General features: G+C 72.8%; 24 protein-coding genes. 14 read left to right on the top strand and 10 right to left on the bottom strand.

What is annotated here, in order from left to right; all coding sequences use genetic code 11:
- Nucleotides 1-2: 2 nt before the first annotated feature.
- Complete coding sequence (locus WA762_RS16120; RefSeq protein WP_335936402.1) at nt 3-224, bottom strand: hypothetical protein; 222 nt, start codon at nt 222-224, stop codon at nt 3-5.
- A 16-nt stretch (nt 225-240) separates the two neighbouring features.
- On the opposite strand from WA762_RS16120, the gene WA762_RS16115 reads away from it, so the two are divergent.
- Nucleotides 241-1,080, top strand: coding sequence for a helix-turn-helix domain-containing protein (locus WA762_RS16115; protein ID WP_335936464.1), 840 nt, complete (start codon nt 241-243; stop codon nt 1,078-1,080).
- A 228-nt stretch (nt 1,081-1,308) separates the two neighbouring features.
- On the opposite strand, the gene WA762_RS16110 is transcribed toward WA762_RS16115, so the two are convergent.
- On the bottom strand, nt 1,309-2,496 hold the full coding sequence (locus WA762_RS16110; RefSeq protein ID WP_335936401.1) for a trans-sulfuration enzyme family protein: 1,188 nt from the start codon (nt 2,494-2,496) through the stop codon (nt 1,309-1,311).
- A gap of 99 nt (nt 2,497-2,595) precedes the next feature.
- Here WA762_RS16110 and WA762_RS16105 point away from each other — a divergent pair, with 99 nt between their 5' ends.
- On the top strand, nt 2,596-4,098 hold the full coding sequence (locus WA762_RS16105; protein WP_335936400.1) for an aminotransferase-like domain-containing protein: 1,503 nt from the start codon (nt 2,596-2,598) through the stop codon (nt 4,096-4,098).
- Between the two features lie 376 nt (nt 4,099-4,474).
- Here WA762_RS16105 and WA762_RS16100 read toward each other — a convergent pair whose 3' ends face one another.
- The gene (locus tag WA762_RS16100; RefSeq protein WP_335936399.1) at nt 4,475-5,947 is read right to left on the bottom strand and encodes an FAD-dependent monooxygenase; all 1,473 of its coding nucleotides are present in this window, start codon (nt 5,945-5,947) and stop codon (nt 4,475-4,477) included.
- A gap of 71 nt (nt 5,948-6,018) precedes the next feature.
- On the opposite strand from WA762_RS16100, the gene WA762_RS16095 reads away from it, so the two are divergent.
- Together WA762_RS16095 and WA762_RS16090 are read left to right on the top strand one after the other, a co-directional pair.
- Nucleotides 6,019-6,654, top strand: a complete 636-nt coding sequence (locus WA762_RS16095) for a TetR/AcrR family transcriptional regulator C-terminal domain-containing protein (RefSeq protein ID WP_335936398.1) — start codon at nt 6,019-6,021, stop codon at nt 6,652-6,654.
- A gap of 426 nt (nt 6,655-7,080) precedes the next feature.
- Nucleotides 7,081-7,380: a YrhB domain-containing protein gene (locus WA762_RS16090; RefSeq protein ID WP_335936463.1), complete on the top strand. Its 300-nt coding sequence runs from the start codon at nt 7,081-7,083 to the stop codon at nt 7,378-7,380.
- Between the two features lie 180 nt (nt 7,381-7,560).
- On the opposite strand, the gene WA762_RS16085 is transcribed toward WA762_RS16090, so the two are convergent.
- Nucleotides 7,561-9,144, bottom strand: a complete 1,584-nt coding sequence (locus WA762_RS16085; protein ID WP_335936397.1) for an alpha/beta hydrolase — start codon at nt 9,142-9,144, stop codon at nt 7,561-7,563.
- Between the two features lie 627 nt (nt 9,145-9,771).
- Between WA762_RS16085 and WA762_RS16080 the strand changes: the two genes are divergently transcribed.
- Nucleotides 9,772-10,389: a TOPRIM nucleotidyl transferase/hydrolase domain-containing protein gene (locus WA762_RS16080; RefSeq protein WP_335936396.1), complete on the top strand. Its 618-nt coding sequence runs from the start codon at nt 9,772-9,774 to the stop codon at nt 10,387-10,389.
- Between the two features lie 65 nt (nt 10,390-10,454).
- On the opposite strand, the gene WA762_RS16075 is transcribed toward WA762_RS16080, so the two are convergent.
- From WA762_RS16075 to WA762_RS16060, 4 genes are all read right to left on the bottom strand, one after another.
- Nucleotides 10,455-10,649, bottom strand: coding sequence for a hypothetical protein (locus WA762_RS16075; RefSeq protein WP_443080602.1), 195 nt, complete (start codon nt 10,647-10,649; stop codon nt 10,455-10,457).
- Between the two features lie 215 nt (nt 10,650-10,864).
- Nucleotides 10,865-11,293 carry a YunG family protein gene (locus WA762_RS16070; protein ID WP_335936395.1) on the bottom strand — a complete coding sequence of 143 codons (429 nt, stop codon included), beginning with the start codon at nt 11,291-11,293 and terminating at the stop codon, nt 10,865-10,867.
- Nucleotides 11,294-11,906: 613 nt separating this feature from the next.
- Nucleotides 11,907-12,560: a GPP34 family phosphoprotein gene (locus WA762_RS16065; protein WP_335936394.1), complete on the bottom strand. Its 654-nt coding sequence runs from the start codon at nt 12,558-12,560 to the stop codon at nt 11,907-11,909.
- 14 nt (nt 12,561-12,574) lie between these two features.
- Entirely contained in the window at nt 12,575-13,600 is a 1,026-nt protein-coding gene (locus WA762_RS16060; RefSeq protein ID WP_335936393.1) for an alcohol dehydrogenase catalytic domain-containing protein, read from the bottom strand.
- Between the two features lie 332 nt (nt 13,601-13,932).
- Between WA762_RS16060 and WA762_RS16055 the strand changes: the two genes are divergently transcribed.
- From WA762_RS16055 to WA762_RS16035, 5 genes are all read left to right on the top strand, one after another.
- Nucleotides 13,933-14,094 carry a hypothetical protein gene (locus WA762_RS16055; RefSeq protein ID WP_335936468.1) on the top strand — a complete coding sequence of 54 codons (162 nt, stop codon included), beginning with the start codon at nt 13,933-13,935 and terminating at the stop codon, nt 14,092-14,094.
- A 36-nt stretch (nt 14,095-14,130) separates the two neighbouring features.
- A complete protein-coding gene (locus WA762_RS16050; RefSeq protein ID WP_335936392.1) occupies nt 14,131-14,823 on the top strand; it encodes a TetR/AcrR family transcriptional regulator in 693 nt (230 codons plus the stop codon).
- A gap of 35 nt (nt 14,824-14,858) precedes the next feature.
- Nucleotides 14,859-15,782: a barstar family protein gene (locus tag WA762_RS16045; RefSeq protein WP_335936391.1), complete on the top strand. Its 924-nt coding sequence runs from the start codon at nt 14,859-14,861 to the stop codon at nt 15,780-15,782.
- A gap of 233 nt (nt 15,783-16,015) precedes the next feature.
- Entirely contained in the window at nt 16,016-16,423 is a 408-nt protein-coding gene (locus tag WA762_RS16040; RefSeq protein ID WP_335936390.1) for a YciI family protein, read from the top strand.
- Between the two features lie 8 nt (nt 16,424-16,431).
- Entirely contained in the window at nt 16,432-17,607 is a 1,176-nt protein-coding gene (locus tag WA762_RS16035; protein WP_335936462.1) for an RNA polymerase sigma factor, read from the top strand.
- 220 nt (nt 17,608-17,827) lie between these two features.
- On the opposite strand, the gene WA762_RS16030 is transcribed toward WA762_RS16035, so the two are convergent.
- Nucleotides 17,828-18,592: an ABC transporter permease gene (locus tag WA762_RS16030; RefSeq protein ID WP_335936389.1), complete on the bottom strand. Its 765-nt coding sequence runs from the start codon at nt 18,590-18,592 to the stop codon at nt 17,828-17,830.
- 216 nt (nt 18,593-18,808) lie between these two features.
- Nucleotides 18,809-19,633 carry a polysaccharide deacetylase family protein gene (locus WA762_RS16025; protein WP_335936388.1) on the bottom strand — a complete coding sequence of 275 codons (825 nt, stop codon included), beginning with the start codon at nt 19,631-19,633 and terminating at the stop codon, nt 18,809-18,811.
- Between the two features lie 139 nt (nt 19,634-19,772).
- Here WA762_RS16025 and WA762_RS16020 point away from each other — a divergent pair, with 139 nt between their 5' ends.
- From WA762_RS16020 to WA762_RS16005, 4 genes are all read left to right on the top strand, one after another.
- Nucleotides 19,773-20,477: a response regulator transcription factor gene (locus WA762_RS16020; RefSeq protein WP_335936387.1), complete on the top strand. Its 705-nt coding sequence runs from the start codon at nt 19,773-19,775 to the stop codon at nt 20,475-20,477.
- Complete coding sequence (locus tag WA762_RS16015; protein WP_335936386.1) at nt 20,474-21,991, top strand: sensor histidine kinase; 1,518 nt, start codon at nt 20,474-20,476, stop codon at nt 21,989-21,991. Before WA762_RS16020 ends, WA762_RS16015 begins: the two co-directional genes overlap by 4 nt.
- Nucleotides 21,988-22,554, top strand: a complete 567-nt coding sequence (locus WA762_RS16010) for a hypothetical protein (protein WP_335936385.1) — start codon at nt 21,988-21,990, stop codon at nt 22,552-22,554. The genes WA762_RS16015 and WA762_RS16010 overlap by 4 nt, the downstream gene beginning before the upstream one ends.
- Nucleotides 22,555-22,684: 130 nt before the next feature.
- Nucleotides 22,685-24,127: a M1 family aminopeptidase gene (locus WA762_RS16005; RefSeq protein ID WP_335936384.1), complete on the top strand. Its 1,443-nt coding sequence runs from the start codon at nt 22,685-22,687 to the stop codon at nt 24,125-24,127.
- Nucleotides 24,128-24,144: the final 17 nt, after the last annotated feature.

Here is a 24,144-nt window from a genome sequence, read left to right as displayed (position 1 = left end):
TACTACCCGTCGATCTCGCAGTCCGCGTAGGGGCCTTCGTTGCGGATCGGGATGCTGGACTTCGTCGGCTTGCCCCGGGTCACGTTGTCCTTGGCCGAGTGCGGATGGTACCGGCAGTCCCTGGCCTTGACCGCCGGAGCGGTCGCCTCGGCGGTGATCGGGACGATCAGGCCCGCGGCGGTGACACCGGCGGCGGCCAACAGACCCAGACAGCGCTTGTTCATCGGTCGACTCCTCTGACTGGCGCCCGATTCGGGACAGTACGACCCGGAGGTCTACCAGGTCCAGTGCGTGATCGCCGGGAGCGGACGGCTCACTCATGGAGGGCGCACCCCTGGGTACGGTTCGGGCCACCTCGTGGTGGCGGACAGCAGCCGGCCCATCGACGTCACCATACGAGCCAGTCCGGAGGAGTGGTCCTCCGTCGTCGCCACGGTGCCCCGCGCCCTGCTGCCCCTGCCGGAGCGGATCGTCCGCCCGCTGGTCGGCGTGCCGATCCCCAGCGGCGCGGGCGGGGCGGCCGTCTTCGGCCGCTGGATCACCGATCTGCACCGCCGTGCCTACGAGTTCACGCCCCGGGACGTACCCACCCTGGCTTCGGTCACGGCCGATCTCCTCACATCCGTGATCGGCCGCTGCCTGGCCGCCGAGCACGCCGTGCCCCCGGAGAACCGCATGAGCGCTCTGCGCGCGGAGACCAGGACGTTCGTCGAGCGGAACCTCGCCGACCCCCGGCTGACCCGGCAGGCCGTGGCGGACGCACACCACATCTCCCTGCGCCTTCTCCAGCAGCTGTTCGCGGAGGACGACACCTCACCCGCCGCCTGGATCCGCCACCGCCGCCTCGAACGCTGCCGCGCGGACCTGGCCGACCCCCGCCTGGCCGGGTACCCGATCCAGACCGTCGCCGCCCGCTGGGGGCTCACCGACCCCGCCGACTTCAGCCGCCTGTTCCGCGCCGCGTACGGCATGACGCCGAGGGACTACCGCCACCGGGAGCGACCGGGCCGACGGCAGGACATGCGGCAGAACGGGCGGCAGGGCCGACGGCAGGACCGCCGCCCGGGAACGGGGCCGTGACGACCGGTCGCCCAGGGGGACCGTGACGACCGGCCGACCAGCGTCCCCGCCGAAGGCCATGGACGCCGTATCCCGGCCGATCCTGGCCGGTCCTGGCTGGTCCCGGCCGATCCTGGCCGGTCCTGGCTGGTCCCGGCTGGTCCCGCCCGACCCCGCCCGGGATACGGGCCGTCCGCCGTCATCCGCCTGCCGCCTGCCGTCCCACCGCCTGCCGCCTCCGCTCGCCCTCTACTCGCCGTGCTCCGGGGCCGACGCGGCGAGGGCCTGACCGAGGTCGGCGATCAGGTCGGCTTCATGTTCGAGGCCGACCGCGAACCGGACCAGACCGCTGGGGACTCCCGCCTCGACGAGCTGTTCCTCGGTCAGCTCGTTCGCCCACATCGCGGCGGGCCGCACCAGCGTCGACCGAGTACCGCCGAGGCTGGGGGAGCGCACCGCGAGCCGCAGCGCCGAGATGAACCGCTCGGCCGTCGCACGGCCGCCCCGGAGCTCGAAGCTCAGCAGCCCGCCGAAACCGCGCATCTGCCGCTTCGCCAGTCCGTGTTGCGGGTGACCGGTGAGCCCGGGATAGTTCACCACGCGCACCGCGGGGTGCTCGGCCAGGTACTCCGCCACCGCCTGCGCACAGCGGTTCTGCCGTTCCACCCGCATCGACAGCGTCCGCAGCCCGCGCAGCGCGAGCCAGGCGTCGAACGGGCTGACGACCGCCCCCACCATGGTGTGGGTCCGCCAGATCCGTTCGATCAGCCCGGCCTTCCCGAGCACGATCCCGGCCTGCACGTCCGCGTGGCCCGACATGGCCTTGGTGACGCTGTGCATCACCAGGTCCACACCCTGCTCCAGCGGTCGCTGGTTGACGGGTGTCGCGACGGTGTTGTCGGCGAAGGTGAGGATGCCACGGGCGCGGGCCAGTGCGGCGACCGCTTCGACATCGGTCAGGCGCAGCAACGGATTGCTGGGCGTCTCCATCATGATCAGCCCGGTTTCCGGCGTGAGGGCCCGGGCGAAGGCGTCGGTGTCGGTCTGGTCCACGAAGGTCACCTCGACGCCGAACCGGGGCGCGATGTCCTGGAGCAGGCTCAGCGTGCCGCCGTACATGCTCCGTTGGGCGACGACGTGCTCGCCCCGGGACAGCAGGGAGAGCAGCACGGTGCTGATCGCGCCCATGCCGGACGCCGTGGCCAGGGCCGCCTCGGCCCCCTCGGCGGCCGCCGCGACGCGCTCCAGCCGGGCCTGCGTCGGGTTGCCGTAGCGCCGGTAGTACTGCTCCGGCCTGGGCTGTTCATTGAGTACGTCGAAGTCCTCCGCCGTGCGGGCCGAGCAGTTCACCGTCTGATGGAGGGGAGGTGCGAGGCTCGGCTCGCCGGGATCGGCGTCGGCGTGTGCGAGCAGTGTGTCAAGGGCCAGAAAGTCCATGGCGCGAGCATGCCCGCTGATTGGCATTGCGTTCGATGGCCAATCGTGAGCAGATTGGACCGCATGGACAGATTGGACCGCATGGATCTTATGGACGTCATGGATGTCTCTTCCCTCTCGACCGGTCTCATCAGCGCCTCGCCCGGCCCGCTCTACCGGCGGCTGGCCGAGGGGCTTCACGACGCCGTCCGCCGGGGCGAGGTCGGCGCGGGTTCCCGCCTCCCCGCCGAGCGCGTTCTCGCGCGGTCGCTCGGGGTCAGCCGGACCACCGTCGTCGGCGCCTACCGGCTGCTGCGCGAGGAAGGGCTGCTGGAGAGCGGGCGCGGCAGCGGCACCCGGGTCGTCGCCTCCGGCCGCTGGGTCGGGCCGGAGGTCCCCGCCGCGACCCTGCCGTCCGCCAAGCTTCCGGACGAGCCGCCGCCGGGCGTCCTGGACCTGTCCGGATCCGTCGTCGCCGGACTCGACGGCCTGCCCCGCCTCGAACCGGTCGCCCCGGACCTGCGAGAACTGGCCGCCGCCCCCGCCTACCGGCCGCTGGGCCTTCCCTCGCTGCGGGAACAGATCGCCGCCCGTTACACCCGGCTCGGGCTGCCGACCACGGCCGACGAGGTGCTCGTCACCAGCGGGGCGCAGCAGGCGCTCCACCTGCTTTTCACGCTGTTCGGCCGCAACGGCGGCCCCGTCGTCACCGAGGACCCCGGCTACGCGGGCGCCCTGGACGCGGCCCGCGCCGCGGGCGCGTCGGTGCTGGCGCTGCCCACCGACGCCGAGGGCATCAGGGTGCGCCCGCTGCGCGAGACGCTCGACCGGTACCCCGTCTCGATGCTCTATCTGATGACCACCTGCCAGAATCCGACGGGCGCGGTGATGAGCGCCGAGCGCCGTGCCGAGGTCGCCCGGCTCGCCGAACGCGTCGGGGTCACGGTCGTCGACGACACGACGCTCGCGGAACTGGTCTTCGAGGGACGCTGGCACCCCCTGCCGAACGCCGCCTCCGGGGTCGTCGTCGGATCGCTGAGCAAGCTGTTCTGGCCGGGGCTGCGGATCGGCTGGTTGCGGGCCCCGGCGAGGCTGATGACCAGGCTCGCCCGGCTGAAGGCCGTGGCCGACCTCGGCTCATCGGAGGCCGGGCAACTGCTGGCCGTACGCCTGCTCCCGGCGACCGAGGACATGGCCGCGGCCCGGCGGCGGCAACTCACCGTCCGCCTCGACCTGTTGAGCACCCATCTGCGCTCGCGACTCCCTTCGTGGTCGTGGACCCGCCCGGCGGGCGGCCCCTTTCTGTGGGCCCGGCTCCCGTACGGTGACGGCGAGGCATTCGCCCAGCTCGCCCTGCGGTACGGGGTGCGGGTGCTCCCGGGCGCGAGAGCCTCCGTCGGCCGGGGCTTCGCCGACCACCTCCGCATCTCCTACGTGGCCGGCCCCGAGGACCTCGGGGCCGCCGTCGACCGGCTCGCCGAGGCGTGGGCCGCGTTCGCGCCCGCCGATGACGCCTGTCCGCCCGGGGGAGCCGGCGGTGACCTTCCGCGCCCGGGGCCGCGAGCCCGGGCCCGCCGCCAATTCCGGGAGAACTCCGCCCGCGCCCAGGCACCATCTCCCTGACACACCCCGGCCACCCAAGAGGATTCTGGCACCACCCCGACGGCCGGATGGCGAAGATCAAGGGCAAGGACTTTCCACGCCCCTGACTCCCGGGTCCGCCCGGCCGGCACCGACTGGACGGGGGCCTTCCGGCCCGGGGACGCATCGGCCCGATGCCGCCCGGTCCGGTGCCGTTCGGTCAGGTGCTGCCCGGCCCGGTGCCGTTCGGTCCGGCGTCGTACGGTCAGGTGCCGCCCAGGCCCGGGGCCTTCGAGCCCGGTGCCACCCCGGCCGGGACGGGGGTGACGTTCGGCGGCGAGCCGGGTTCGCGGCACGGACATCGGCGGCACGAGCCGCCCAGTCGCTCATGGTTCCCGAACCGCGGAGGGCATGCGGGTCAGTGGTACATCCCGCCGAGCGCTGTCGTGGCGGCCCGGCCGACGGCGTCCGGGTCGGTCTCGTCGCTTGCCCAGGCCACATGGCCGTCTGGGCGGATCAGCGCCGCGCTCACCCGGGACCAGGCGGCCCGCCCGTGTGGGGCGAGGGGTTCGGCCTGCACCGCCGTACCCGGAGCCTGCGCAGATATCCGCTTGGCGGCCGTGCCGGTCAGGTCCAGGAAGAGGTGGCCGCCCCCGCGGAGCAGTTCGAACAGTCGCCGTCCGCTGTCGAATCGGAGATCGGGTGCCCGGTGGCCGACCAGTGGGTGGGCGGAGTCGCCCTCGGCCGGGGGATAGACCACGGAGAGCCCCGACATGCGCCCGGCCAGGGTCCTGCTGAACTCCGGCACCGTGGCGATGAGTTCGCCCAGCAGCCGACGCAACGCCTGGCCCTCGGGGGAGTAGGTGGTCATGAGCGCCGTCTGCGCCCGTGTGCTGAGCAGGAGTTCGGCGCCGACCGGATGGCGTTCGGTGTGATAGCTGTCGAGGAGGCTGTCGGGGGCGGTGCCCCGGACGACGGCGGCCAGCTTCCAGCCCAGGTTGGTGGCGTCCTGCAGTCCGACGTTGAGGCCGGGTCCCCCTGCGGGGAAGTGCATGTGGGCCGCGTCCCCCGCCAGTAACACCCGTCCTCGGCGGTAGGTCTGCGCCTGGCGGGTGGCGTTGCCGAAGCGGGAGAGCCAGCGCGGGTCTCGCATGCCCAAGTCGGTGCCGGCCACGGCCGTCACTCGCCTCCGCAGCTCGTCGAAGGTCGGCGCGCCCGGCTGCTCGACTCGCAGGGTGGCCGGGTCGTTGCCCACGACCCGGTGCATGCCGTCCGGCAACGGGAAGACCATCATCTGCCCGCGCGGACCGGACACTGCCGGATCGGTCGGCGGCGCGTCCAGCATCACGTCGCCCATCCAGGCCCACAGCGTCGCCGGGGTCCCGGGGAACGCGATGCCCGCGGCCTGCCGCACCACGCTGCGCGTTCCGTCGCAGCCCACGACGTAGGCGGCACGGGTCCGATAGGCGCCGTCGGGGCCCTCGACGGTCAGCTCCACCGCGTCCGGGCGCGACGCGAGGCCGGTGACCCGGTGCCCGCGCAGGACCTCGGCGCCGGACCGTATCGCGTGCTGCTCCAGCAGTTCCTCCGTGCGGGCCTGAGGGAGCGAGAGGGTGAACGGGAACGGGGTGTCCAGCGGCCGGAAGTCCATCCGCTCGGTCAGCGCGGCGAAGTGGCCACTGGGGATGCGCAGACCCTCGGCGAGGAACCGTTCGACGACTCCCCGGCAGTCCAGGACCTCCAGGGTGCGCGGGTGCACCGTGTGCGCGCGAGAGTGCGGGCCGCGCCGGGACCTGGCCTCCAGCACGGTCACCGGCACTGCGCGAAGCCGCAGTTCCGCGGCGAGCCACAGCCCGACCGGGCCGCCTCCGACGACGATGACGTTCTCCATGGTTCCCCCTGAGGGCAGCGGCCGACCTTCTTGGTCGGTGACCAATTTTGCAGATCCAGTACACTAGGTCGGTGACCAAGAAGCAAGAGGCGGACGGGGCGATCACCCGAACGAGGCTCGACCTGGAATCCGTCGTGCGCGCCGCTCTCGGCGTGCTCGACGAGCGAGGCGCCGAGGCCGTCTCGGTGCGCGGCACCGCCGACCGGCTCGGCGTGCGGATGAACACCGTGCTGTGGCACGCCAAGACCAAATCGCGGCTGCTGGAGCTGGTGGCGGACGCGATCGCCGCCGAGGTGTCACTGGACGAACTGCCCGAGGACTGGCGCGAGCGGGTGCGCGAACTCGCCCATCGCTACCGGAACGCCTTGCTCGCTCACCGTGACGGCGCCGTGCTGGTGACGGGCACCTACGCGGCCGAACCGGCCACCCTGCGCTACGCGGACACCATGCTGGAAGCGCTGCTCGACGGGGGCCTGACGGAACGCGACGCGGCCTGGACCTTCTGGACCGTGCTGTACCTGACGCTCGGCCTCACCCAGGAGGAACAGGCCCTGCACGACGCGCGGGAGCACGGCCTCGCCACCGCTCTCGCGGAGGACGACTACCCGTCGCTGCGCCGGGTCGCCCCGCACTTGGAGGACATCGCCTTCGAGGAGCGTTTCGAATACGGGCTGTCGCTGATCCTGCGTTCGGTCGCGCCGGCCTGAGACGGGCACCGGGGCGGACGCGCCCCGGATGCGCCCCGGGCGCGTCCTGGGCTCGCCCCGGATGCGCCCAGGGCTCGCCCCGACTTCCCATGCGCGCGGCCCACTTCCGCTGCGCGGCTGCGGCCCGCAGGTCACGTCGTGCCCGGGTGAACCTCGGCGTGCGGCTCCGGCGCGACTTCCGCGGCGCGGCTGCCGTGAGTGACCGCCCTTGTTCTGGCGTTCAGCGGATCAGCGGCACATGGGCGCCCTTCGAGAGCGGTGGTGTGGTCTTCCCCAGCCTCGCGGCGGGCGCGAAACCTGGTGGCCGTTCGTCCGAGTCCGTAGGGGATGCTGCACGCGTGATTGAGCGAGCCGCCGCAGTGCGAATCGTCGAGGAAGGGCTGGAACGCGACTATTCAGAGGCAGTCGTCGGTGGGGCTGGTCCCGATGCGCATGGCTGTGGCGCATGTGGAGCAGCACGAATTGGTGTGGATCGTCTCGTGGACGTCCGAGGAGTACCTGCGCACCCGGAATCCGCGCTTCGGGCTGGCCGGGAACGGGCCGTACCTGGTTGACCGCCTCGATGGGAGCCTGCACGTGATCGGTGTCGTCTCCGCGGCAAGCGGCAAGCGGCAAGCGGCGAGTGGTGAGCGGCGAGTGGCGAGTGGCAAGGGGCGAGTGGGAGGCGGACTGCCGAGTCCGTATCCGAGGGCAGGTCATACGGACCGCTGTGGACGATCTGCATGATGAAGTCCGGGCGGTGGCGAACGCTCGGGGAAGGATTCATGCCATGTGCGAAGAATGGCGCACGGTCGCGGCAGGCGACTTCGGGCCCGGCCGCGCGGGGCCCCGACCGCATCGGGCGGTCGGGGCCCGCGTCGGGCGTCGGTGGCTCCGCGTCGGGGGTCAGTGGCTCCGCGTCGGGGGTCAGTGGTTCCGGACGGTGCAGGTCCGGTCCCGGGCGGGCAGCTTCCCGGTCGCCAGGTAGCGGTTGACCTCGTCGTCCACGCAGGCGTTGCCGTACTGGCCGTACAGCGCGTGCCGGTAGGCCCCCTCAAGGGTGAGCATCCTGGAGCTCGGCAGCAGGCCGTGCAGGGCCACGCTGCCCGTGTACGGGGTGCGCGGGTCGCCGGTGGCGGCCACGATCAGCGCCGGGGTGTCGTGACGCACCTGGGTGGGCTCCTCGCGGGGCCGGTCCCAGAAGGCGCACGGGCCGATGTTGTTGGTGAGGGCCCCGAACACCGGATGCGCGGCGCGGCTGTTCTCGATGTCCCGCCAGTAGCTCTCGGGGTCGTGTGACACGGGGACGTCGCCGCAGAGGATCGCGGACTGCACACTGCCGTTGCGCGATCCCTCCTCGGTGAGCGCGGACCGCAGCATCGCTTCGAACTCAGGCGACAGCGGGGCCGGCCGCCCCGCCGCGGCCCTGGCCAGCACCGACACATGCTCCGCTGCCGTCGCTCGTGCCTCTTCGGTATCGTCCGCGGTCCCGGCGAAGATCACGAACGGCACCTGGGTGTCGTCGAGCCGGAACGCGTCCGCGCCGGTGCCGACGGTCAGCGGCCGGCGCGCGGAGGCCGCGACGACGCGCTCGACCGTCGCGAGCACCTGTCCGCGTGTGCGGCCCAGACCGTAGACATCGTGGCGTTGCGCCGCCCAGTTCGCCCACTCGGCGAGGGCCCGCTCGTTCTCGCGCTCCACGCCGTGCATCAGCTGCGGGTTGTAGCGGCGCGGATCCAGCGCCCCGTCGAGGACCACCCGGTCGTAGCGGCCGGGGAACATCTGGGTGTAGGCCGTGCCCAGATAGGTGCCGTAGGACCAGCCCAGGTACGAGACCTTGCGCTCGCCGAGCGCGCCCCGGATGACGTCCATGTCGCGAGCGGTGTTACGGGTGGTGACATACGGCAGTACGGACCCGTTGGTGGCCCGGCACTTGTCGGCCAGGCTCTTCTGCAGGGCGACCTGCCGATCGAAGGCGGCCCGGCTCCGGCCGGCCGAGAGCACGGAGGATCCGACCGGCCACTCGCAGTCGAGCGGGGCGCTGCGCCCGACGAATCGCGGGTCGAAGCCGATGACGTCGTAGCGCGCACCGGTCTTCCCCATCATCTGGCGAACGAGCGGAGAGTAACCGAGGCCGGGCCCGCCCGGCCCTCCGGGGTTGAACAGCAGCGAGCCGATGCGGTGACGGGTGTCGGTGGCGGCGAGCCGGGAGACCGCGATCTTGAGCGTACGTCCCCCGGGGTCGGCGTAGTCGAGCGGGACGGTCACGTCGGCGCAGCGCGCCCCCGCCTTCTCCAGGTCCTGGCCCGAGGCGTCGTCCGGGCCCAGGACGCAACTGCGCCAGTCGAGACGCTGGTGGTAGTAGCGGTCCAGGTTCTTCCCGGCCGCCGCCGCTCCTCCGCCGTCACGGTGCGCGGCGGACGCGGTCGCGCCGGGCAGCACGGTGAAACAGGCGGTGAGGGCGAGGCCCACGGCCGAGGCGCGGCGCACGGCAGCGCTGATGGTGGTCACACGGTCTCCTCGGGTCAGTGCATGAGGCAGTGGTGCAGTGGTACGGAAGGCGGAGAACAGCGGGGCGGCCGTCCCGGCCCGGTCCGGCCGGGGCCGCACCGGAGCGGCGACCCCGAGGACCCGCGGCCGCGGCCGGGCCGTGTGCCCGCGCACCGGCGCACCGGGCCCGTCCGCGATGGGCGGAACCGGGCCGACGGGCGGCGGCGGAAGGCCGACGGGGCTGGGCGGCGGAAAGGCCGACGGTCGGCCAGAGGGAACGTGGAACGTTTCCTCGGCCCCCTCCGTCCCGGGCGTTCTCGTCACACCGGCCACACTCCCACCCCGACTGACGTCGCGTCATCATCGCCTGGCAGTACCGTGCGTGTACGTCAGAGGTCCCATGCTCCGGTCCCACGGCGTACGCGAGACGTACCGGCGCGGACGACCGTCACCGGTAGTCAACGTCGTTGTCCGTCGGCGGGTTGGGCGAAGGCCGAGGGCAACCCCTGCCACCGGTGCAGACGTTGGCGTCGAGGCGGTGCCCTTCGGGGCCGATGACCATGACGTACAGTCAGGAGCGCGGCCCCCGCGCCGCGCCTTGCAAGGCCGCAGCGGCGCGGTCATGGCTGTCCACGGCGGAGGAGTCTCATGGCTGACATGCGGGCGTTCCAGGAGTCGGTCACCGCGTGGGCGGCCGGCGGCCCCGACGACCCCGCGCGCGAACTGGCCGCACGGCTGTCCGTCCGGGCGGTCGTCCTGCTCGAAGGTCCGAGCGACGTCGCCGCGGTCAGCGCACTGGCCGCACGCCGCGGCCGGGATCTGGCGACCGAGGGCGTCTGCGTACTGCCGATGGGCGGCGCCATGAGCGTCGGCCGCTTCGCCCCCTTCCTCGGGCCGCTCGGCCTGGGTCTGCACCTGACAGGACTGTGCGACGCGAGGGAACGCGGCTACTACGCCCGGGGCTGGGAGCGGGCCGGCGTCGCGGAGCAGCGCTTCTTCGTCTGCGAGGCGGACCTGGAGGACGAGCTCATCCGCGCGCTGGGCGTGAGCGCGGTGACGGAACTCGTCCGGGCGGAGGGCGACCTGCGCGCACTGGAGACCTTCCAGCGCCAGCCCGCGCAGCAGGGCCGTCCCGCGCAACAGCAGCTGCGGCGCTTCCTCGGCACGAAGAAGGGACGCAAGATCCACTACGGCCGCGTCCTCGTCGAGGCCCTCACCCCCGACCGCGTGCCCGCCCCGCTCGACGGCCTGCTCGCGGGTCTCTGACCGCTGGAACACACCGGCGCCGACGTCGCCATCGGCGCCGGGCGGTCGCGGCGGAGCGGGCGAGGTCAGGCGCCGCGCCGCACCGGACCGATGAGGGTGCCGGCGGCCACCTGGAGCCTGCCCTCGGCGACGGAGGTGCCGGGGATGTCGCCGTCCGGGGCCCGGAGCGTGAACGATGCCTCGTCGGCGGCGACGGGGCGACCGCCGTTGGGGACCTGGATGTCGAAGTGCACCGGGTGGCCCGGCCCGAAGGTCACCACGGTCGACTGGTCGCCGTAGCGGCCGGCGGTGATCCCGACGTCCGGGCGGGGGCTGACGGTGGGGGGCGCGTCCTTCGGTCCCGCACTCGCCCCCTGGCGACCCGCCTCTCCTCCCTCGCCGGGCGTTCGGCTCTGCGACGGGCGAGGGACTGCTGATCGTGTGATGGCGGTGCCGCCGAAGCCTCCCCGCCCCCCCGGGCACCGGTCGAGCAGGTTCAGGCCGGCTGACGAGACGCGGGGGCAGAGGCCGACGCCTGCTGTTCGTTCAGCTTCTCCAGGACGCGGTCGCGGAGAAGCTCGTACTCCTGCCGGAGCCTGCGCCACTCCGTCACGGGCGGGCGGGGAATCACCGTGCCTCCGACGACGATCTCCTCCGGCCCGAACTGCTCACGAGTGAGGTCGATCTCCAGGCCCATGCCCAGGCGGTTCCACCAGTGGTAGTCCACACGCTCTCCGTCGACGTGGACCTCTCCCCGGATCAGTTCCCCTCCCACCAGGTCGTTGAGCACCATGGCGGTCACTCCGCACTGGTCCCGGGCCGGATTGTCCTCGGTCCAGCGCGATCGGTACTCGGGCGTGCACGTCTCGGCACTCCAACTGCTGCGAATGGCTCGTTCGATGTCGGTGAGAAGCAACGGCGTCATGCCGGTGATCCTGCCAGCGAGCACTGACAACGGCTGATGGCCGGCGGACGCGGCAACCGGCTGTCGTCTTCAGGGCCGACGGCGTTCCCCGGCCCTCGGCGCGCGGACGAGCTTCGGCCCGGGGGCGGCGAACGGCCAAGGCCGCGGACCGTTCCGCATTGCTCCGGGCCGTTCCGTACCGCTCCGGATCGCCGCGTGCCGCTCTCCTCGGGCTCTGGTCGGGCCGACGGTGAACATGCGCTATAGTTGATCTTGTCAGTTCGTCGCAACTCGCGCCGACTGCACATGCGTTGGTGGTCCAAGGAAAGGCGCCCCGCTTCCTGCGGGGAGATGCAGGTGCAAGGCCTGCCCAGCGCTCGCTCACGAAGCCCTTCCCTCGCCGGGGGAAGGGCTTCGTCGTTCTTCTGAAGCGTTGTCCGGTGAGCGTGAGGGGACTTGCCTCCGGCCGCTTGCCCCCGGCCTTCTCCTCCCGGGCCCCTCCGCGACCGGCCCGGTCCGGCCGGTCGACCCAACCGGTCAACTCGACCGATCAAACCAACCCAACCGATCAAACCAACCGATCAACTCGACCGATCAGCCCGGTTGTTCGCCCCGGCCGACCGCAGGGCTCGTGTCAGCCGCCGCGCCAGATGTTGTCGAAGGCGGCCTGCTCGACGGCGCGTCGCAGCCGTATGGCCTCCAGTTCCGTCAGCGCGTCGTGGACGGCGGCGAGCACGGTGTCCACGACGTCGTCGTCCGCGCTCGGGGAGTCGGTCGGGCCGACGGCGTCGCCTTCGTGGCCGTGCCCGTCCTCGTGGTCGTGCCCGTCCTCGCGGGGGATGCCGAGGGCCGACGCGAGGGCGGCCAGGACGGGTTCGTTCGACGCCCAGCGGTTCGCCGCGTCGCGACGGTCCGATGACTCGGCCAGTACGATCCGGCCCGCCCCGAAAGGCATCCCGCGACGGTGTCGCCGGCTGAGCTTCCCCTCCGCCTCCAGGGCGGCCAGATAGGCCGCGGACAGGCCCCGCCCCCTGCGCCACAGCCAGTCGCCGACCGACTCGTAGGGGGCGTCACGCACCAGCGACGACGCGGCCCGATCCAGCAGGGGGTCGGCCAGGGCAGGGAGGAGGCCCGGCACGATCCGATCGCCGTCCAGAGCGACGACCTCGGCGCCGAGCAGATCGATCATCTCGGCCCCCGCCAGGGCCAGCGACAGGTTGCCCTGCTCCACCGGCCCGCTCGACGTCCGGTCCAGGCTGGTGATCAACAGATCCCGTGATGTGGTCATGGGAGCCGGATCCGTCAGCGTCCGGCGAGCACCATACGGAAACGGGCGGCACCCGAGAGCATCTTCCGGTACCCCTCCGCGACCTGGCTCAGCGGCACGACCTCGATCATCGGACGGATGCCGTGCAGGGCGCTGAACGCCATGGTGTCCTGCACGTCCTGCGCGGTGCCGGACGGATGGCCGCGTACGATCCTGCCGCTCATGAGCAGCTGCACCGGACTGATTCCCAGCGGCTCCGGACTCACGCCGATCACCACCAGCTCCCCCCGGTGCGTCAGCCCGTCCACGGTCGCCGTGATGGCGGCGGCGTTGGCAGCGGTGGCCAGGACGACCTTGGCGCCGCCCAGAGCCCGCAACGCGTCCGCGACGCCGGTGCTCCCGGTGCTGTCGATGTAGTGGTGGGCGCCGAGCTGCTTGGCGAAGTCGGCCTTGTCGGCTCCGCGCGCGATGGCCACGGTCTCGAAGCCCATCGCGACCGCGTACTTCACCCCGAGGTGGCCGAGGCCGCCGATGCCGAGGACGGCGACGAGATCGCCCGGCCGGGCGGAGCTGCGCCGCAGGCCGTTGAACGTGGTCACCCCCGCGCACGCCATGGGCGCAGCGTCGGTCGCCGCCAGCGCGTCGGGGATCCGGGCCAAGGCGTCGATCGGCACGATCACGGATTCGGCGAAGCCCCCGTCGTAGGCCCATCCGGGGACCTTGAGGTTCTGGCACACGATGAAATCGCCCTGCCGGCAGGCCGTGCAGTGGCCGCAGCTGCCGCCGAACCAGCCGACGGCCACCCGGTCGCCGACCTGCCAGCCGCTGTCCTGCGCCGCTTCCCCCAGCGCCTCGATGTGGCCGGCGATCTCGTGGCCGGGCACCAGCGGGAACCGTAGGCCGGGCAGTCCGGCGTCCACGATGAGGGCGTCGCTGTGGCAGATCCCGCAGGCGTCCACGGCGATCCGCACGTGGCAGGGCCCCGGCTGCGGCACCTCGCGCTCGACGAGCTCGAACGGTCCGCCCGCCGTGGCGACCTGGGCGACTCGGTATGTACTCATCCGGACCACTCCCGAAAGCGCGCGACGTCCACTGCTCTCCAGCAGATCAGCTCCTGCCCGATCGCGCGCGCCGAACGGCCGGAGGGCCGGGCGCATCGACAAGCCAAGTAAAAGTGTAGTGGACTGCATTTTTTCAGTAGGATTCACTTTTGAATGAGGGGCGGGCGGCGGGGCGCGTTCGGCTGCTCCCACCCGCGGACTCGCAGTCTCATGGAAGGACGGGAGGACGGGAGCGATGGCGGCGGTGTCGGCGTCGGGGGTGCTGCGGACGGTGACCGCCACGCGGTACGTCCAGCCGCCGCGGAACGGCGGTTCCGTGCCGGGGATCGACCGTGCGGCTGCTCCGCGAGGTCGTCTCCGCCGTGTCGGACGCCTGGCTCGCAGACGAACCGGGGTTCGCCTCCGCCCAGGCGGTCCGCGACGCCTACGTCACCCACCTCGACGCCCGCGCGCGGGACTCCGCCCGCTGGCTCCCGCCCCTGCCTTCGGGCTGACGACGCCGGTTCGAGGACAACCCGTAGGTTTGCGGCATGGGTGAAGGACTGCGGGAACGCAAGAAGCGGCAGACCCGGCAACGCATCTCCGAGGTGGCCGTCGACCTCTTCGTGGCGCGCGGTTTCGACCAGGTCACCATCGCCGAGGTCGCGGCGGCCGCGGAGGTCTCCGTCAACACCCTCTACAACTACTACGAGTCCAAGGAGGACCTGGTCCTGCCGCCGGACCAGGCGTCCCCGCAGCGGCTCGCCGACATCGTCCGGGAGCGCGCGCCCGGTGAGTCCGCCGCCCGGGCCGTCCTCGCCCGTCTCCGGGCCGAACTGCGCCGCCGCGACCGGGCGGTGGGCCTCACCTCGGGGTTCGGCAAGGTCTTCCAGATGATGCGGGCCGCCCCCACCCTCACCGCACGCCTGGAAGACCTCGGCCGCCGGATGACCGACGAGCTCGGCGCCGTCCTGGCCGAGGAGACCGAGGCCGCGCCGGACGATCAGACGCCCCGCGTGGTCGCCGGTCAGATCGGCTGGTTCCACTCCCTGGTCTACGGCGAGATCGGCCGCCGTATCGTGCTGGGCGAGGACCCGGACACCGTCGCCTCGGCGGTCCTCGAACTCCTGGACGTGGTCGAGGAGATGCTGAGCGACACCGCTCTCGGCTACGCCACCCGGCCAGGACCCGAGGGCACCGGCCAGGGCCCCGACGGTTCCGGACAGGGTCTGACCGGCCGGTGACGGTGCCGTTCCCGCCCGCGCCGTAGGCTCGGCGCATGCCGACCGAGAACAGCCCCCGGGGCGCTGCAGAGCACTGGCAGGACTGCACGGACGTGTACGACCTCCTGGACCGGGTACGGCTTCGGCCCGGCAGCTGGCTGCCCGGCCGCTCACTTCGGCATCTGGAGTCCGTGCTCACCGGATACGGGGTCGCGCTGGGGGTCCACGCCGTCGACGAGCCGTTCCCCTTCCGGCCCGAGGGGGGCTTCACCCAGTGGCTCCGCGAGCGTTACGGCATCTCCGGCGCTCTGACCTGGTGCGCGGAGATCGAGCGCCGGACACCCCCTGATTCCACGCCACTCGACGAGTTCTTCCGCCTCCTCGACGACTACCGGCGCGAGGGGACCTGCGACCCTGCGCGGGAGACGGTGACGGCCCGGCGCCCCGGCATCGATTACATGCTCGACACCTTCGTCACCCTTTTCCGGCGCCGGCGACTCCTCGCGCGAGCCGTGCTCCGACTTGAGGAACAGGGCTTTTGCACTGCCCGCCTCGCAGCGGCCGAGTGGACCACGGAGCGGGACATGCACCGCGCGATCGCCGCCGCGCTGGACTTTCCCGATTACTACGGCCACAACCTGGACGCGCTCAACGACTGCCTCGGCGACGTGGCCTGCTACGGCGGTTACGACGGGACTCCCAAGGGCTCGGGGCAGGGCAGCACGGGACTGGTCCTCGCCTTCACCGACTACGACCGGTTCGCCACGGCCTGCCCCGGAGCGGCGCAGACGGTCCTGGACATCATCGCCGACCAGGCCCGCCGGGCGGCCGTGCTCCGTCGCCGCCTGGTCTGCCTGGTCCACAGCGACGACCCGCACATCCGCTTCGAGCCCGTCGGCGCCATGCCCGTCCTCTGGAACGACGACCGGGACGGCGGCCGGAACGACGACGAGGCGGTCGACGGCCGCCGTCCCCGTTGAGGGGACGACGCCCTGGTCGGCGCACCCGGCGCGGCGGCCATGCTCCAGCCGGACGGACGGGCGGACGGGCGTGGTGGGCGTGGTGGGCGTGGTGGGCTCTCGCGCCGATCGCCGCCGCGCGGGTCGAGGAGCCGGGAAAACCGGATCGGCGGCGATGTCGAGAATCCGTGATCGTCTCCGTCCCCGTGGTGAACGTGACGAGAATGGGTCGCACAGCACCGAGGAGAAACACCATGGCCAAGTACTTGCTGCTCAAGCACTACCGCGGCGCTCCGGCTCCGGTCAACGACGTGCCCATGGACCAGTGGACGCCGGAGGAGATCTCGGCGCACGTGCGGTACATGAACGATTTCGCGGCCCGGCTGGAGGAGACCGGCGAGTTCGTCGACGCTCAGGCACTCGCCCCCGAGGGGATGTTCGTCCGGTACGACGGCGAGGGGCGCCCGCCCGTGACCGACGGCCCGTTCGCCGAGACCAAGGACCTCGTCGCCGGCTGGATGGTGATCGACGTGGACAGCCACGAGCGCGCGATCGAGCTGGCCGGGGAGCTGTCGGCCGCCCCGGGAGCAGGCGGGAGGCCGATCCACGAGTGGCTCGAAGTGCGACCGTTCCTGGCCGAGCCGCCCACCATCACGGAGTGACCTCGCCGATGGACGAGGCCCTGCTCAGGAGCCTCGTGCCGAGCGTGCTCGGGATCCTCGTCCGCCGCGGAGCCGACTTCGCGGCGGCCGAGGACGCCGTGCAGGACGCGCTGGTCGAGGCGGTACGCGTCTGGCGGGCAGACCCCTCCCCGAGCGCCGCGAGCGGGGGACACCCCGTGCGGGACCCCAAGGGGTGGCTGGTCACCGTGGCCTGGCGCCGGTTCCTCGACGCGACCCGGGCGGACGCCGCCCGCCGCCGGCGCGAGGAACTCGTCGACGAGGAGCCGGCACCCGGGCCCGCGCCCTCGCTGGACGACACGCTCCAGCTCTACTTCCTGTGCGCCCATCCGTCGCTGACGCCGTCGTCCGCCGTGGCGCTCACCCTGCGCGCCGTCGGCGGGCTGACCACACGTCAGATCGCCCGGGCCCATCTCGTGCCCGAGGCGACCATGGCGCAGCGCATCAGCCGTGCCAAGCGCACCGTCTCCCGTGTGCGGTTCGACCGGCCCGGCGACGTCGCCACCGTGCTCCGCGTCCTCTACCTGGTCTTCAACGAGGGCTACTCCGGTGACGTCGACCTCGCCGCCGAGGCCATCCGGCTCACCCGGCAGCTCGCGGCCGCGATCGACCACCCCGAGGTGGCGGGGCTGCTCGCCCTCATGCTGCTCCACCACGCCCGGCGCGCCACCCGGACCGCGCCCGACGGCGGCCTCGTGCCGCTCGCCGAGCAGGACCGCGGCCGGTGGGACACCGCGTCGATCGCCGAGGGCGTCGGGATCCTGCAGGCGGCCCTCGCCCGCGACCGGCCGGGCGAGTTCCAGGCCCAGGCCGCCATCGCGGCCCTCCACGCCGACGCGCCCACCTCCGAGGAGACCGACTGGGCGCAGATCGTCGAGTGGTACGACGAGCTCGCGCGACTGACCGACAGCCCGGTCGTCCGGCTGAACCGCGCCGTGGCCGTCGGTGAGGCCGACGGACCGCGCGCCGGGCTGGCGGCGCTCGCGGCGCTGAACGACGCACTGCCCCGTCACACCGCGGTGGCGGCGTACCTCCATGAGCGCGCCGGAGACCTGGCGACGGCGGCACGGCTCTACGCCGAGGCCGCCCACAAGGCGTCCAACCTGGCCGAGCGCAATCACCTCACGCTCCGGGCCGCCAGGCTCAACGCCCGCCTGCGGCGCTGACGGTTCGGGTCCGGTTCGCGCCCCGGTGGGGTCCGGATCCGGGCGCGGCACCGGGCGCGGCACCGGGTACGGATGCCGCGGCCCGCTGCCGCCGGGCACCGTACGAGGCTTCCTCCGGAAACCTCAGCGGCCCCGGCCCGCCCCGGCCGCCCCCGGCAGACCCCGAGGCCATCGCCCGGCTCGCCATGCCGCCGTCCGGCCCGGCCCGGTCAGCCCGCCGTCAGCGTTCCGTCATACCGACGGTGAGCGGCTCCCCGGCCGCGCGGCGGGCCGGGGCCACGGCGGCGAGCGGCGCCATGAGGAGCGCCGCCCCCAGCAACACCCCCAGCCGGCCCCAGGGCAGGGCGAACAGCACGGGTTCGGCGGCGGTCGACGCCACCTTCGTGATCAGCCACGCCGCGCCGACCCCCAGGAACAGGCCGCCCACCGCGCCCAGCAGCGCCACGAACACCGCCTCCACGGCGAGGGCGGCGCTCAGCCCTCCCCTGGTGAGCCCGAGCGCGCGCGGGAGGGCCGACTCACGCGTCCGCTCCAGGACGGACAGCGAGAGCGTGTTGGCGATGCCGGCGAACGCGATCAGAACGGCCAGCGCGGTCAGCGCCCACAGCAGGTCCGGGGCGTCCCGCAGCGGCCCCGAGAACCGCTCCTCGAGATCGGCGACGCTGTCGAGCCGGGCGCACGGCGGCGCCGGCCCCCACCGCCGACAGCGCGAGCGCGGACGCCTTCCGTGGGCGTCCGACGCGGGCGGACGCCCCCTCCGACGAGGCGCGCATCGCCTGGACGGGTGCGACGCGGGTCGCGGCCCGGGCCGGAAGCACGCGGCGAGCAGGGTCACCAGCACTCCGACCGTCAGGGCCGTCGCGGCCGTCCGCGCGGTGAGGGGGAGGGCCACGGCCGTCCCGTGTTCGCCGAGCGCCCCGGTGATCGCCCGCAGTGCGGCCGCCACGCCGAGTCCGCCGAAGAGTCCGGCGGTGGGCGCGACCACGCCCACCGCCAAGGCCTCCGACGGGCGCCCCGGGCCGGACACCGGACGCGCCGGACCGTTCAGCGAAGGTTCCGACACCGGACACCGGACACCGGACGCGCCGGGCGGTCGGCCGGACGCGCCGGGCCGGACGACGGCGTCGCCGCGCACACCGGGGAGCGGTGAGGGCGAGCTCCGGGACCCGGCCCCCACCGGCCCCGGACGGGCGGGACGGGCTCAGCCGGCCCGGGGAAAGCTGAACGTGTACCCCGACGCGGCGAACCAGGGCAGCAGCCGCTCCAGGGCCTCCATCGACTGGGCCCGGTTGCCCCCGCCGTCGTGCAGGAGGACGGTCGGGCCCTTCGCGATCTGCCGCTGCACGGCACGGACGATCCGGTCGGCGCCGGGCCGCTCGTAGTCGCTCGGGTCGACGTTCCAGCCCAGGCTGCGCATGCCGTGGGCGGCCGCGAGCCGGCGGCTCTCGGGGGTGAAGGCGCCGCCGGGCGCGCGGTAGTACCAGACGCGTGCGCCGCCGGACGCCTCGTCGATCATCCGCTTGGCGTCCAGGATCTCCTTCCGCTGGTACGCGACCGGCTTCCCGTCCATCGCGGTGTCATGGCCGACCGTGTGGTCGCACAGGCGGTGGCCCTCGGCCACGATCCGCCGGACCAGGTCGGGGTGGGCCGCGGCGTTCGGACCCGTCAGACAGAACACGGCCTTCGCCCCGTGCCGCCGGAGGATTTCGAGGGCCTTCGGGGTCCAGCGGGGGTCCGGGCCGTCGTCGAGGGTGAGGTTCACCGTCTTCCCCGCGTCCTCGGACTCCCGGACGATGGCCGGGTCCACCAGGGGCCGCGGCAGGGAGGAGTCGGCCCCGGCCCACGCGCCCGAGGCGTCCGTCCCGTTCGCGGAGTGTCCTACGAGAAGGGCGAGGACCACGGTCCCCACCAGGGCCAGACCGCCCACCGCCATCAACTCTCGGCGGACGGATCCGATCCGGCGGGCCGTCGTCCGGCGGCCGGTCCCGTCGCCGTGCCGTGCATCGCTGTGCTGTACGTCGCTCATGCCCTCGACGGAACCGCTCCGCCCGCCGGAAGCCGAGTGCTGTCATCGTTTCATCACCAGAAGCGGATCCGCCCGTCGCACGTTTCGGGCACCCTGGTCGAAGATTGCCGAAAACCCACCGGAGAAGAGCGCACCCTCCATGCCAAGAGTCCTGCTGATCGAAGACGACCTCGCCGTGCAGAAGGGCGTGACCCTCGCACTCAGGCGCCGGGGCCACGAGGTGGAGGTCGCGGGCAGCGGCGAGACCGGCCTCTTCGCGCTGGAACGCCACCGCCCCGATCTGGTGCTGCTCGACCTCATGCTGCCGGGGATGAGCGGCCTGGAGGTGTGCCGCCGCATCCGGGAGAGCAAACAGGTCCCGATCATCATCCTCTCCGCCCGGGGCGACGACATCGACGTGGTCGTCGGGCTGGAGGCCGGCGCCGACGACTACATCGTCAAACCGGCCGGCGGAGAGATCCTCGAAGCGCGCATCAAGGCGGTCCTGCGGCGGGTCGCCCCGGCCCAGGACGGCGAACGGCCCGAGCCCGCACGCACCGGCGCCGAACCGCACGGCGCCCTCGCCGTGGACCGCACCACCCTCATCGTCACCCGGAACGGAACCGAACTCGCCCTCACGCCTTCGGAGTTGAAGCTGCTGCTGTTCCTCTCCGCCACGCCGGGGCAGGTCTACACCCGCCAGCAGCTCCTGGAGCAGGTGTGGGAGCACTCCTTCTACGGCGACGCCCGCCTGGTCGACGCCTGCGTGATGCGCCTGCGGGCCAAGATCGAGGACGACCCGCGCGCACCGGTGTACGTGCAGACCGTACGCGGCTTCGGCTACCGCTTCGGACCCCTCGGATGACCCTCCGGCTCCGCGCCCCGCGCGGCCTCAGGACGCGCCTCGTGGTCGCGTTCCTCCTCGCCGTGGCCTTCGGCTCGCTGCTCACCGCGGGACTCACCTTCCAGCAGGCCCGCTCCGCGATCCTCGACCGCGGCCGGCACAACGCCGTCGCCGACCTGCGCGCCCAGCTCGACTCCCTCGCCCCCGGCCTGCCCTTCCCGCCCAACGCGGGGGACCTGCGCGAGCTGGCCCTCCAGCTCGACCGCGCCGGCGGCGCCCGCACCTGGCGGTCCGCCGCCTCCTACCAGGACGGCCCCCTCGTCTCCGCCTCCACCTCCTTCGACCATCCGGCCGTCCCGCAGGAGCTCCGCCGGGCGGTGCGGGCGGGCGCCGAGGCCGCGTACCAGCGCGTCGAGCACCGGGGCCGGCCCTGGCTGACGATCGCGATGCCCGTCGCGTACGCCGACGAGCCCGCCGAACCGCGGGCTTCGGGCGCCGCCACCGGCTCTTTCGCACCCGCCGCGAGCCCCGCGCCCTCCGGCCTCACCGTCTACGCCTCCCTCCCGCTCGACGACGACCAGGCCGACATCGCGGCCCTGCTCACCGCCGCCCAGGCGGGAGCCGTCCCCGCGCTCGCCCTCGCGCTGGTGCCCGCCCTGTTCGCCGCCCGCCGCGTCCTGCGCCCCGTACGCCGGCTCCACGACGGCGCGGAGCGGATCGCCGCAGGCGAACTCGGCACCCGGCTCGAAGCGGAGGGCCACGACGAACTCGCCGACCTCACCCGCACGTTCAACGGCATGGCGGCCACCCTGCAACGGGACGACGCCGAACTGCGCCGGATGGAGGCGGGCGCACGCCGCTTCGCCGCCGACGTCGCCCACGAACTCCGCACCCCCCTCGCGGCGATGACCGCCGTCACCGAACTCCTCGACGAGGACGCCGCCGCCGGGACCATGCCGCCCGACGTCGCCGAGTCCGTACGCCTCATCAGCGACGAGACCCGCGCCCTCGCCCGCATGGTCGAGGACCTCATGGAGGTCTCCCGCTTCGACGCGAAGACCGCCCGGCTCCGGCCCGACCACGTCGACCTGCGCACGCTGGTCGGCAAGACCCTGCGGCTGCGCGGCTGGAGCGACGACGAACGGGTCGCCGTCGACCTCGCCGAGCCCGTGCCCGTCCACGCCGACCCGCGCCGCCTCGACGTCGTCCTCGCCAACCTCGTCAGCAACGCCCTGCGCCACGGCCGCCCGCCCGTCACCGTCCGCGTGCGGGCCGAGCAGGACCGGGCGGTCCTCACCGTGACCGACCACGGCGTCGGCATCCCCGACGACGCCCTGCCCCACGTATTCGACCGCTTCTACAAAGCCGACACGGCCCGCACCCGCTCCGAGGGCAGCGGCCTCGGGCTCGCCCTCGCCCTGGAGAACGCACTGCTGCACGAGGGCACCCTGACCGTCGCCAACGCCCCCGGCGCCGGAGCCGTCTTCACTCTCACCCTCCCGCTCGCCGCCCCCACCCCGCCGGAACCGCGATGACACCCCGCTTCCCCGCCCGCGCCGCCACAGCCCTCCTGCTCGCCGTTCTCGCCGCACCGGCCGCGGCCGGCTGCGGCATCACGCCCGAAGGCCCCGCCTCCGCCGGAGCGCCCGCCTCGGGCATCGCGCGGCCCGGCACGAAGGCCCGTACCGTCCAGCTCTACTTCTCCGGCCCGTACGGCATCCGCGCGGTCACCCGGCCCACGGACCGCCCGCTCAACCCCCAGCAGTCCCTCGACCTCCTGCTGGAAGGGCCCACCGCCGCCGAACGCGCCCGCGGTCTGGTCACCCAGGTCCCCCCGATGGCCGGCCGGCTCACCGCCACCGCCGCCGACGGAGCCGTCGACGTCTTCGTGCCGGGCAGCGTCAGCAGCGGCGAGCTGGACATCACCGCCGTCTCACAGCTCACCTGCACCGCCGCCCACGCCGATGTCCCCGGCGGTCGCCCCGCCACCGAGGTCGACATCCGCGTCCACGAGAACCTCACGCCCTCCCGGAACCCCTGGACCATCCGCTGCGGCCCCAACGGCACGGCCGTCCCCCGTCCGGAACAGGGCCAGTAGGCGGGGGAGGGGAACGGCGGGGGAGGGGGAGAGGAGAAGGCGGGAGCCCCCGGGAGCCCCCGGGACTCCGGACCTGTCATACGACGGTCACACGACAGTGTGTGTTCCATCAATTCCGGATCCTACGGTCGTGCTGGTTTCACAGGAGGAGGAAAAAATGTGGACCAGGAACGCCTCCATAGGCGCGCTCACCGTCTTGACCGCACTGGGGCTCCACACGACGCCGGTCATGGCGGAACCGCAGGCCGGAAGCGACGTATCCAAGACGAACACGAACGACTTCAAGGCGAACAAGAATAAGAATGATTCCGGCTACCACGTCGATGGATATTCCGGCTACCACGTCAATCGTTATGACGTCCATGTGAGCTACACCCCGCAGGGCACGAAACTGACCGGTGACACGACCATCGAGCTGACCGCCCGCGCCGATCTCCGGGAACTCTCCTTCACGCTCGTCCTGCCCGCCCAATCCGTGGAAATCGACGGCACGCCGGCGAAGTCGTTCACGAGTTCCGACCAAGCTCTGACGGTGGTGCCGGCAAAGAGCATCGGCTCGGGAGAGACCGCCCGCATACGCATTCGCTACGCCGGTGACCCCGGCAAGGAGAGCCCCGCGTGGGTGCCGACCGAGGACGGCGGCGCGGTCGCCGTCACGGGAGCGTCCGCGGGCACCTGGTTCCCCACGAACACCGATGTGAGCGACAGCGCGAACCTGCGGGTCAGCGCCAGTGTCCCCCCGGGCTGGGTGGCCGTCTCCAACGGCCTGGAACAACCCCCCCGGCAGGGGAACGACTCGACGACCTTCCGCTGGCAGACCACCGAGCCGCTGCGGAGCAACGCGGCCGTCCTCGGAGTGGGCAAATGGGACGTGGAACGCTCCCGGCTCGACGACGGAACCCAGGTCGTGAACGTCTTCGGCGCCGGCCTGAAGGAAAAGGCCGAGCCGATGACGGAGAGACTTCCCGAGGTGATGGCGTACGAACGCGAGAAGTTCGGCGCGTATCCCTACGCTTCCGTCGGCGCCGTCGTCGTCGAAGCGGCCGGAGAAGACGTGCCGAACTACGCCGGTCAGGGCAGAGTCGTCCTGATGGCCGGCAACGGCGGGCTTCGGACGGACGTACTCGTGCACGAGCTCGCCCACCAGTGGTACGGGAATTCCGTCGGCGCGGCCGACATGTGCGCCGACGAGTGTGTTCCCTCGTACACGCAGTGGCTTTGGCTGGAGCACGCCCAAGGGCAGGACACGGACGCGAAATACCGGGACCGGATCGAGAAGACCGAGGAAGACGAGGACTGGTGGAAGAAACACGAGACCTCGGCGATGGGCGCGTACGACAGAGGACCGCTGGCGCTCCACGCGCTGCGCCGCACGATCGGTGACACCGCCTTCTCCCAGGTGATACGCCAGTGGCCGCAGCGCTACGCCGGGACCAGCCGCTCCTGGGACGATTTCGAGAAGCTGACCGAGGAGATCTCCGGGCAGGATCTCGGCGGATTCTTCCAGGCCTGGTTCCGCGGCGACACGGTTCCCGAAGACGCCTATCTGTGGCCGGGGGACCTCAGGCCCTGAGCCCGACACCGTCGGCG

The organism is Streptomyces tyrfis (assembly GCF_037034285.1).
In the GTDB taxonomy this organism is placed as follows: domain Bacteria; phylum Actinomycetota; class Actinomycetes; order Streptomycetales; family Streptomycetaceae; genus Streptomyces.
The sequence above is the reverse complement of the archived record's forward strand: the minus strand, read 5'-3'. Positions and strand labels throughout refer to the sequence as shown.

What these genes read in the sequence shown, in the direction of transcription:
- WA762_RS16110 (WP_335936401.1), bottom strand. Translation starts at nt 2,496, where the DNA reads ATGGACTTTCTGGCCCTTGACACACTGCTCGCACACGCCGACGCCGAT.
- WA762_RS16080 (WP_335936396.1), top strand. Translation starts at nt 9,772, where the DNA reads ATGGCTGACATGCGGGCGTTCCAGGAGTCGGTCACCGCGTGGGCGGCC.
- WA762_RS16060 (WP_335936393.1), bottom strand. Translation starts at nt 13,600, where the DNA reads ATGAGTACATACCGAGTCGCCCAGGTCGCCACGGCGGGCGGACCGTTC.
- WA762_RS16065 (WP_335936394.1), bottom strand. Translation starts at nt 12,560, where the DNA reads ATGACCACATCACGGGATCTGTTGATCACCAGCCTGGACCGGACGTCG.
- WA762_RS16050 (WP_335936392.1), top strand. Translation starts at nt 14,131, where the DNA reads ATGGGTGAAGGACTGCGGGAACGCAAGAAGCGGCAGACCCGGCAACGC.
- WA762_RS16015 (WP_335936386.1), top strand. Translation starts at nt 20,474, where the DNA reads ATGACCCTCCGGCTCCGCGCCCCGCGCGGCCTCAGGACGCGCCTCGTG.
- WA762_RS16025 (WP_335936388.1), bottom strand. Translation starts at nt 19,633, where the DNA reads ATGAGCGACGTACAGCACAGCGATGCACGGCACGGCGACGGGACCGGC.
- WA762_RS16010 (WP_335936385.1), top strand. Translation starts at nt 21,988, where the DNA reads ATGACACCCCGCTTCCCCGCCCGCGCCGCCACAGCCCTCCTGCTCGCC.
- WA762_RS16020 (WP_335936387.1), top strand. Translation starts at nt 19,773, where the DNA reads ATGCCAAGAGTCCTGCTGATCGAAGACGACCTCGCCGTGCAGAAGGGC.
- WA762_RS16105 (WP_335936400.1), top strand. Translation starts at nt 2,596, where the DNA reads ATGGATGTCTCTTCCCTCTCGACCGGTCTCATCAGCGCCTCGCCCGGC.
- WA762_RS16120 (WP_335936402.1), bottom strand. Translation starts at nt 224, where the DNA reads ATGAACAAGCGCTGTCTGGGTCTGTTGGCCGCCGCCGGTGTCACCGCC.
- WA762_RS16070 (WP_335936395.1), bottom strand. Translation starts at nt 11,293, where the DNA reads ATGACGCCGTTGCTTCTCACCGACATCGAACGAGCCATTCGCAGCAGT.
- WA762_RS16045 (WP_335936391.1), top strand. Translation starts at nt 14,859, where the DNA reads ATGCCGACCGAGAACAGCCCCCGGGGCGCTGCAGAGCACTGGCAGGAC.
- WA762_RS16035 (WP_335936462.1), top strand. Translation starts at nt 16,432, where the DNA reads ATGGACGAGGCCCTGCTCAGGAGCCTCGTGCCGAGCGTGCTCGGGATC.
- WA762_RS16040 (WP_335936390.1), top strand. Translation starts at nt 16,016, where the DNA reads ATGGCCAAGTACTTGCTGCTCAAGCACTACCGCGGCGCTCCGGCTCCG.
- WA762_RS16090 (WP_335936463.1), top strand. Translation starts at nt 7,081, where the DNA reads ATGCGCATGGCTGTGGCGCATGTGGAGCAGCACGAATTGGTGTGGATC.
- WA762_RS16100 (WP_335936399.1), bottom strand. Translation starts at nt 5,947, where the DNA reads ATGGAGAACGTCATCGTCGTCGGAGGCGGCCCGGTCGGGCTGTGGCTC.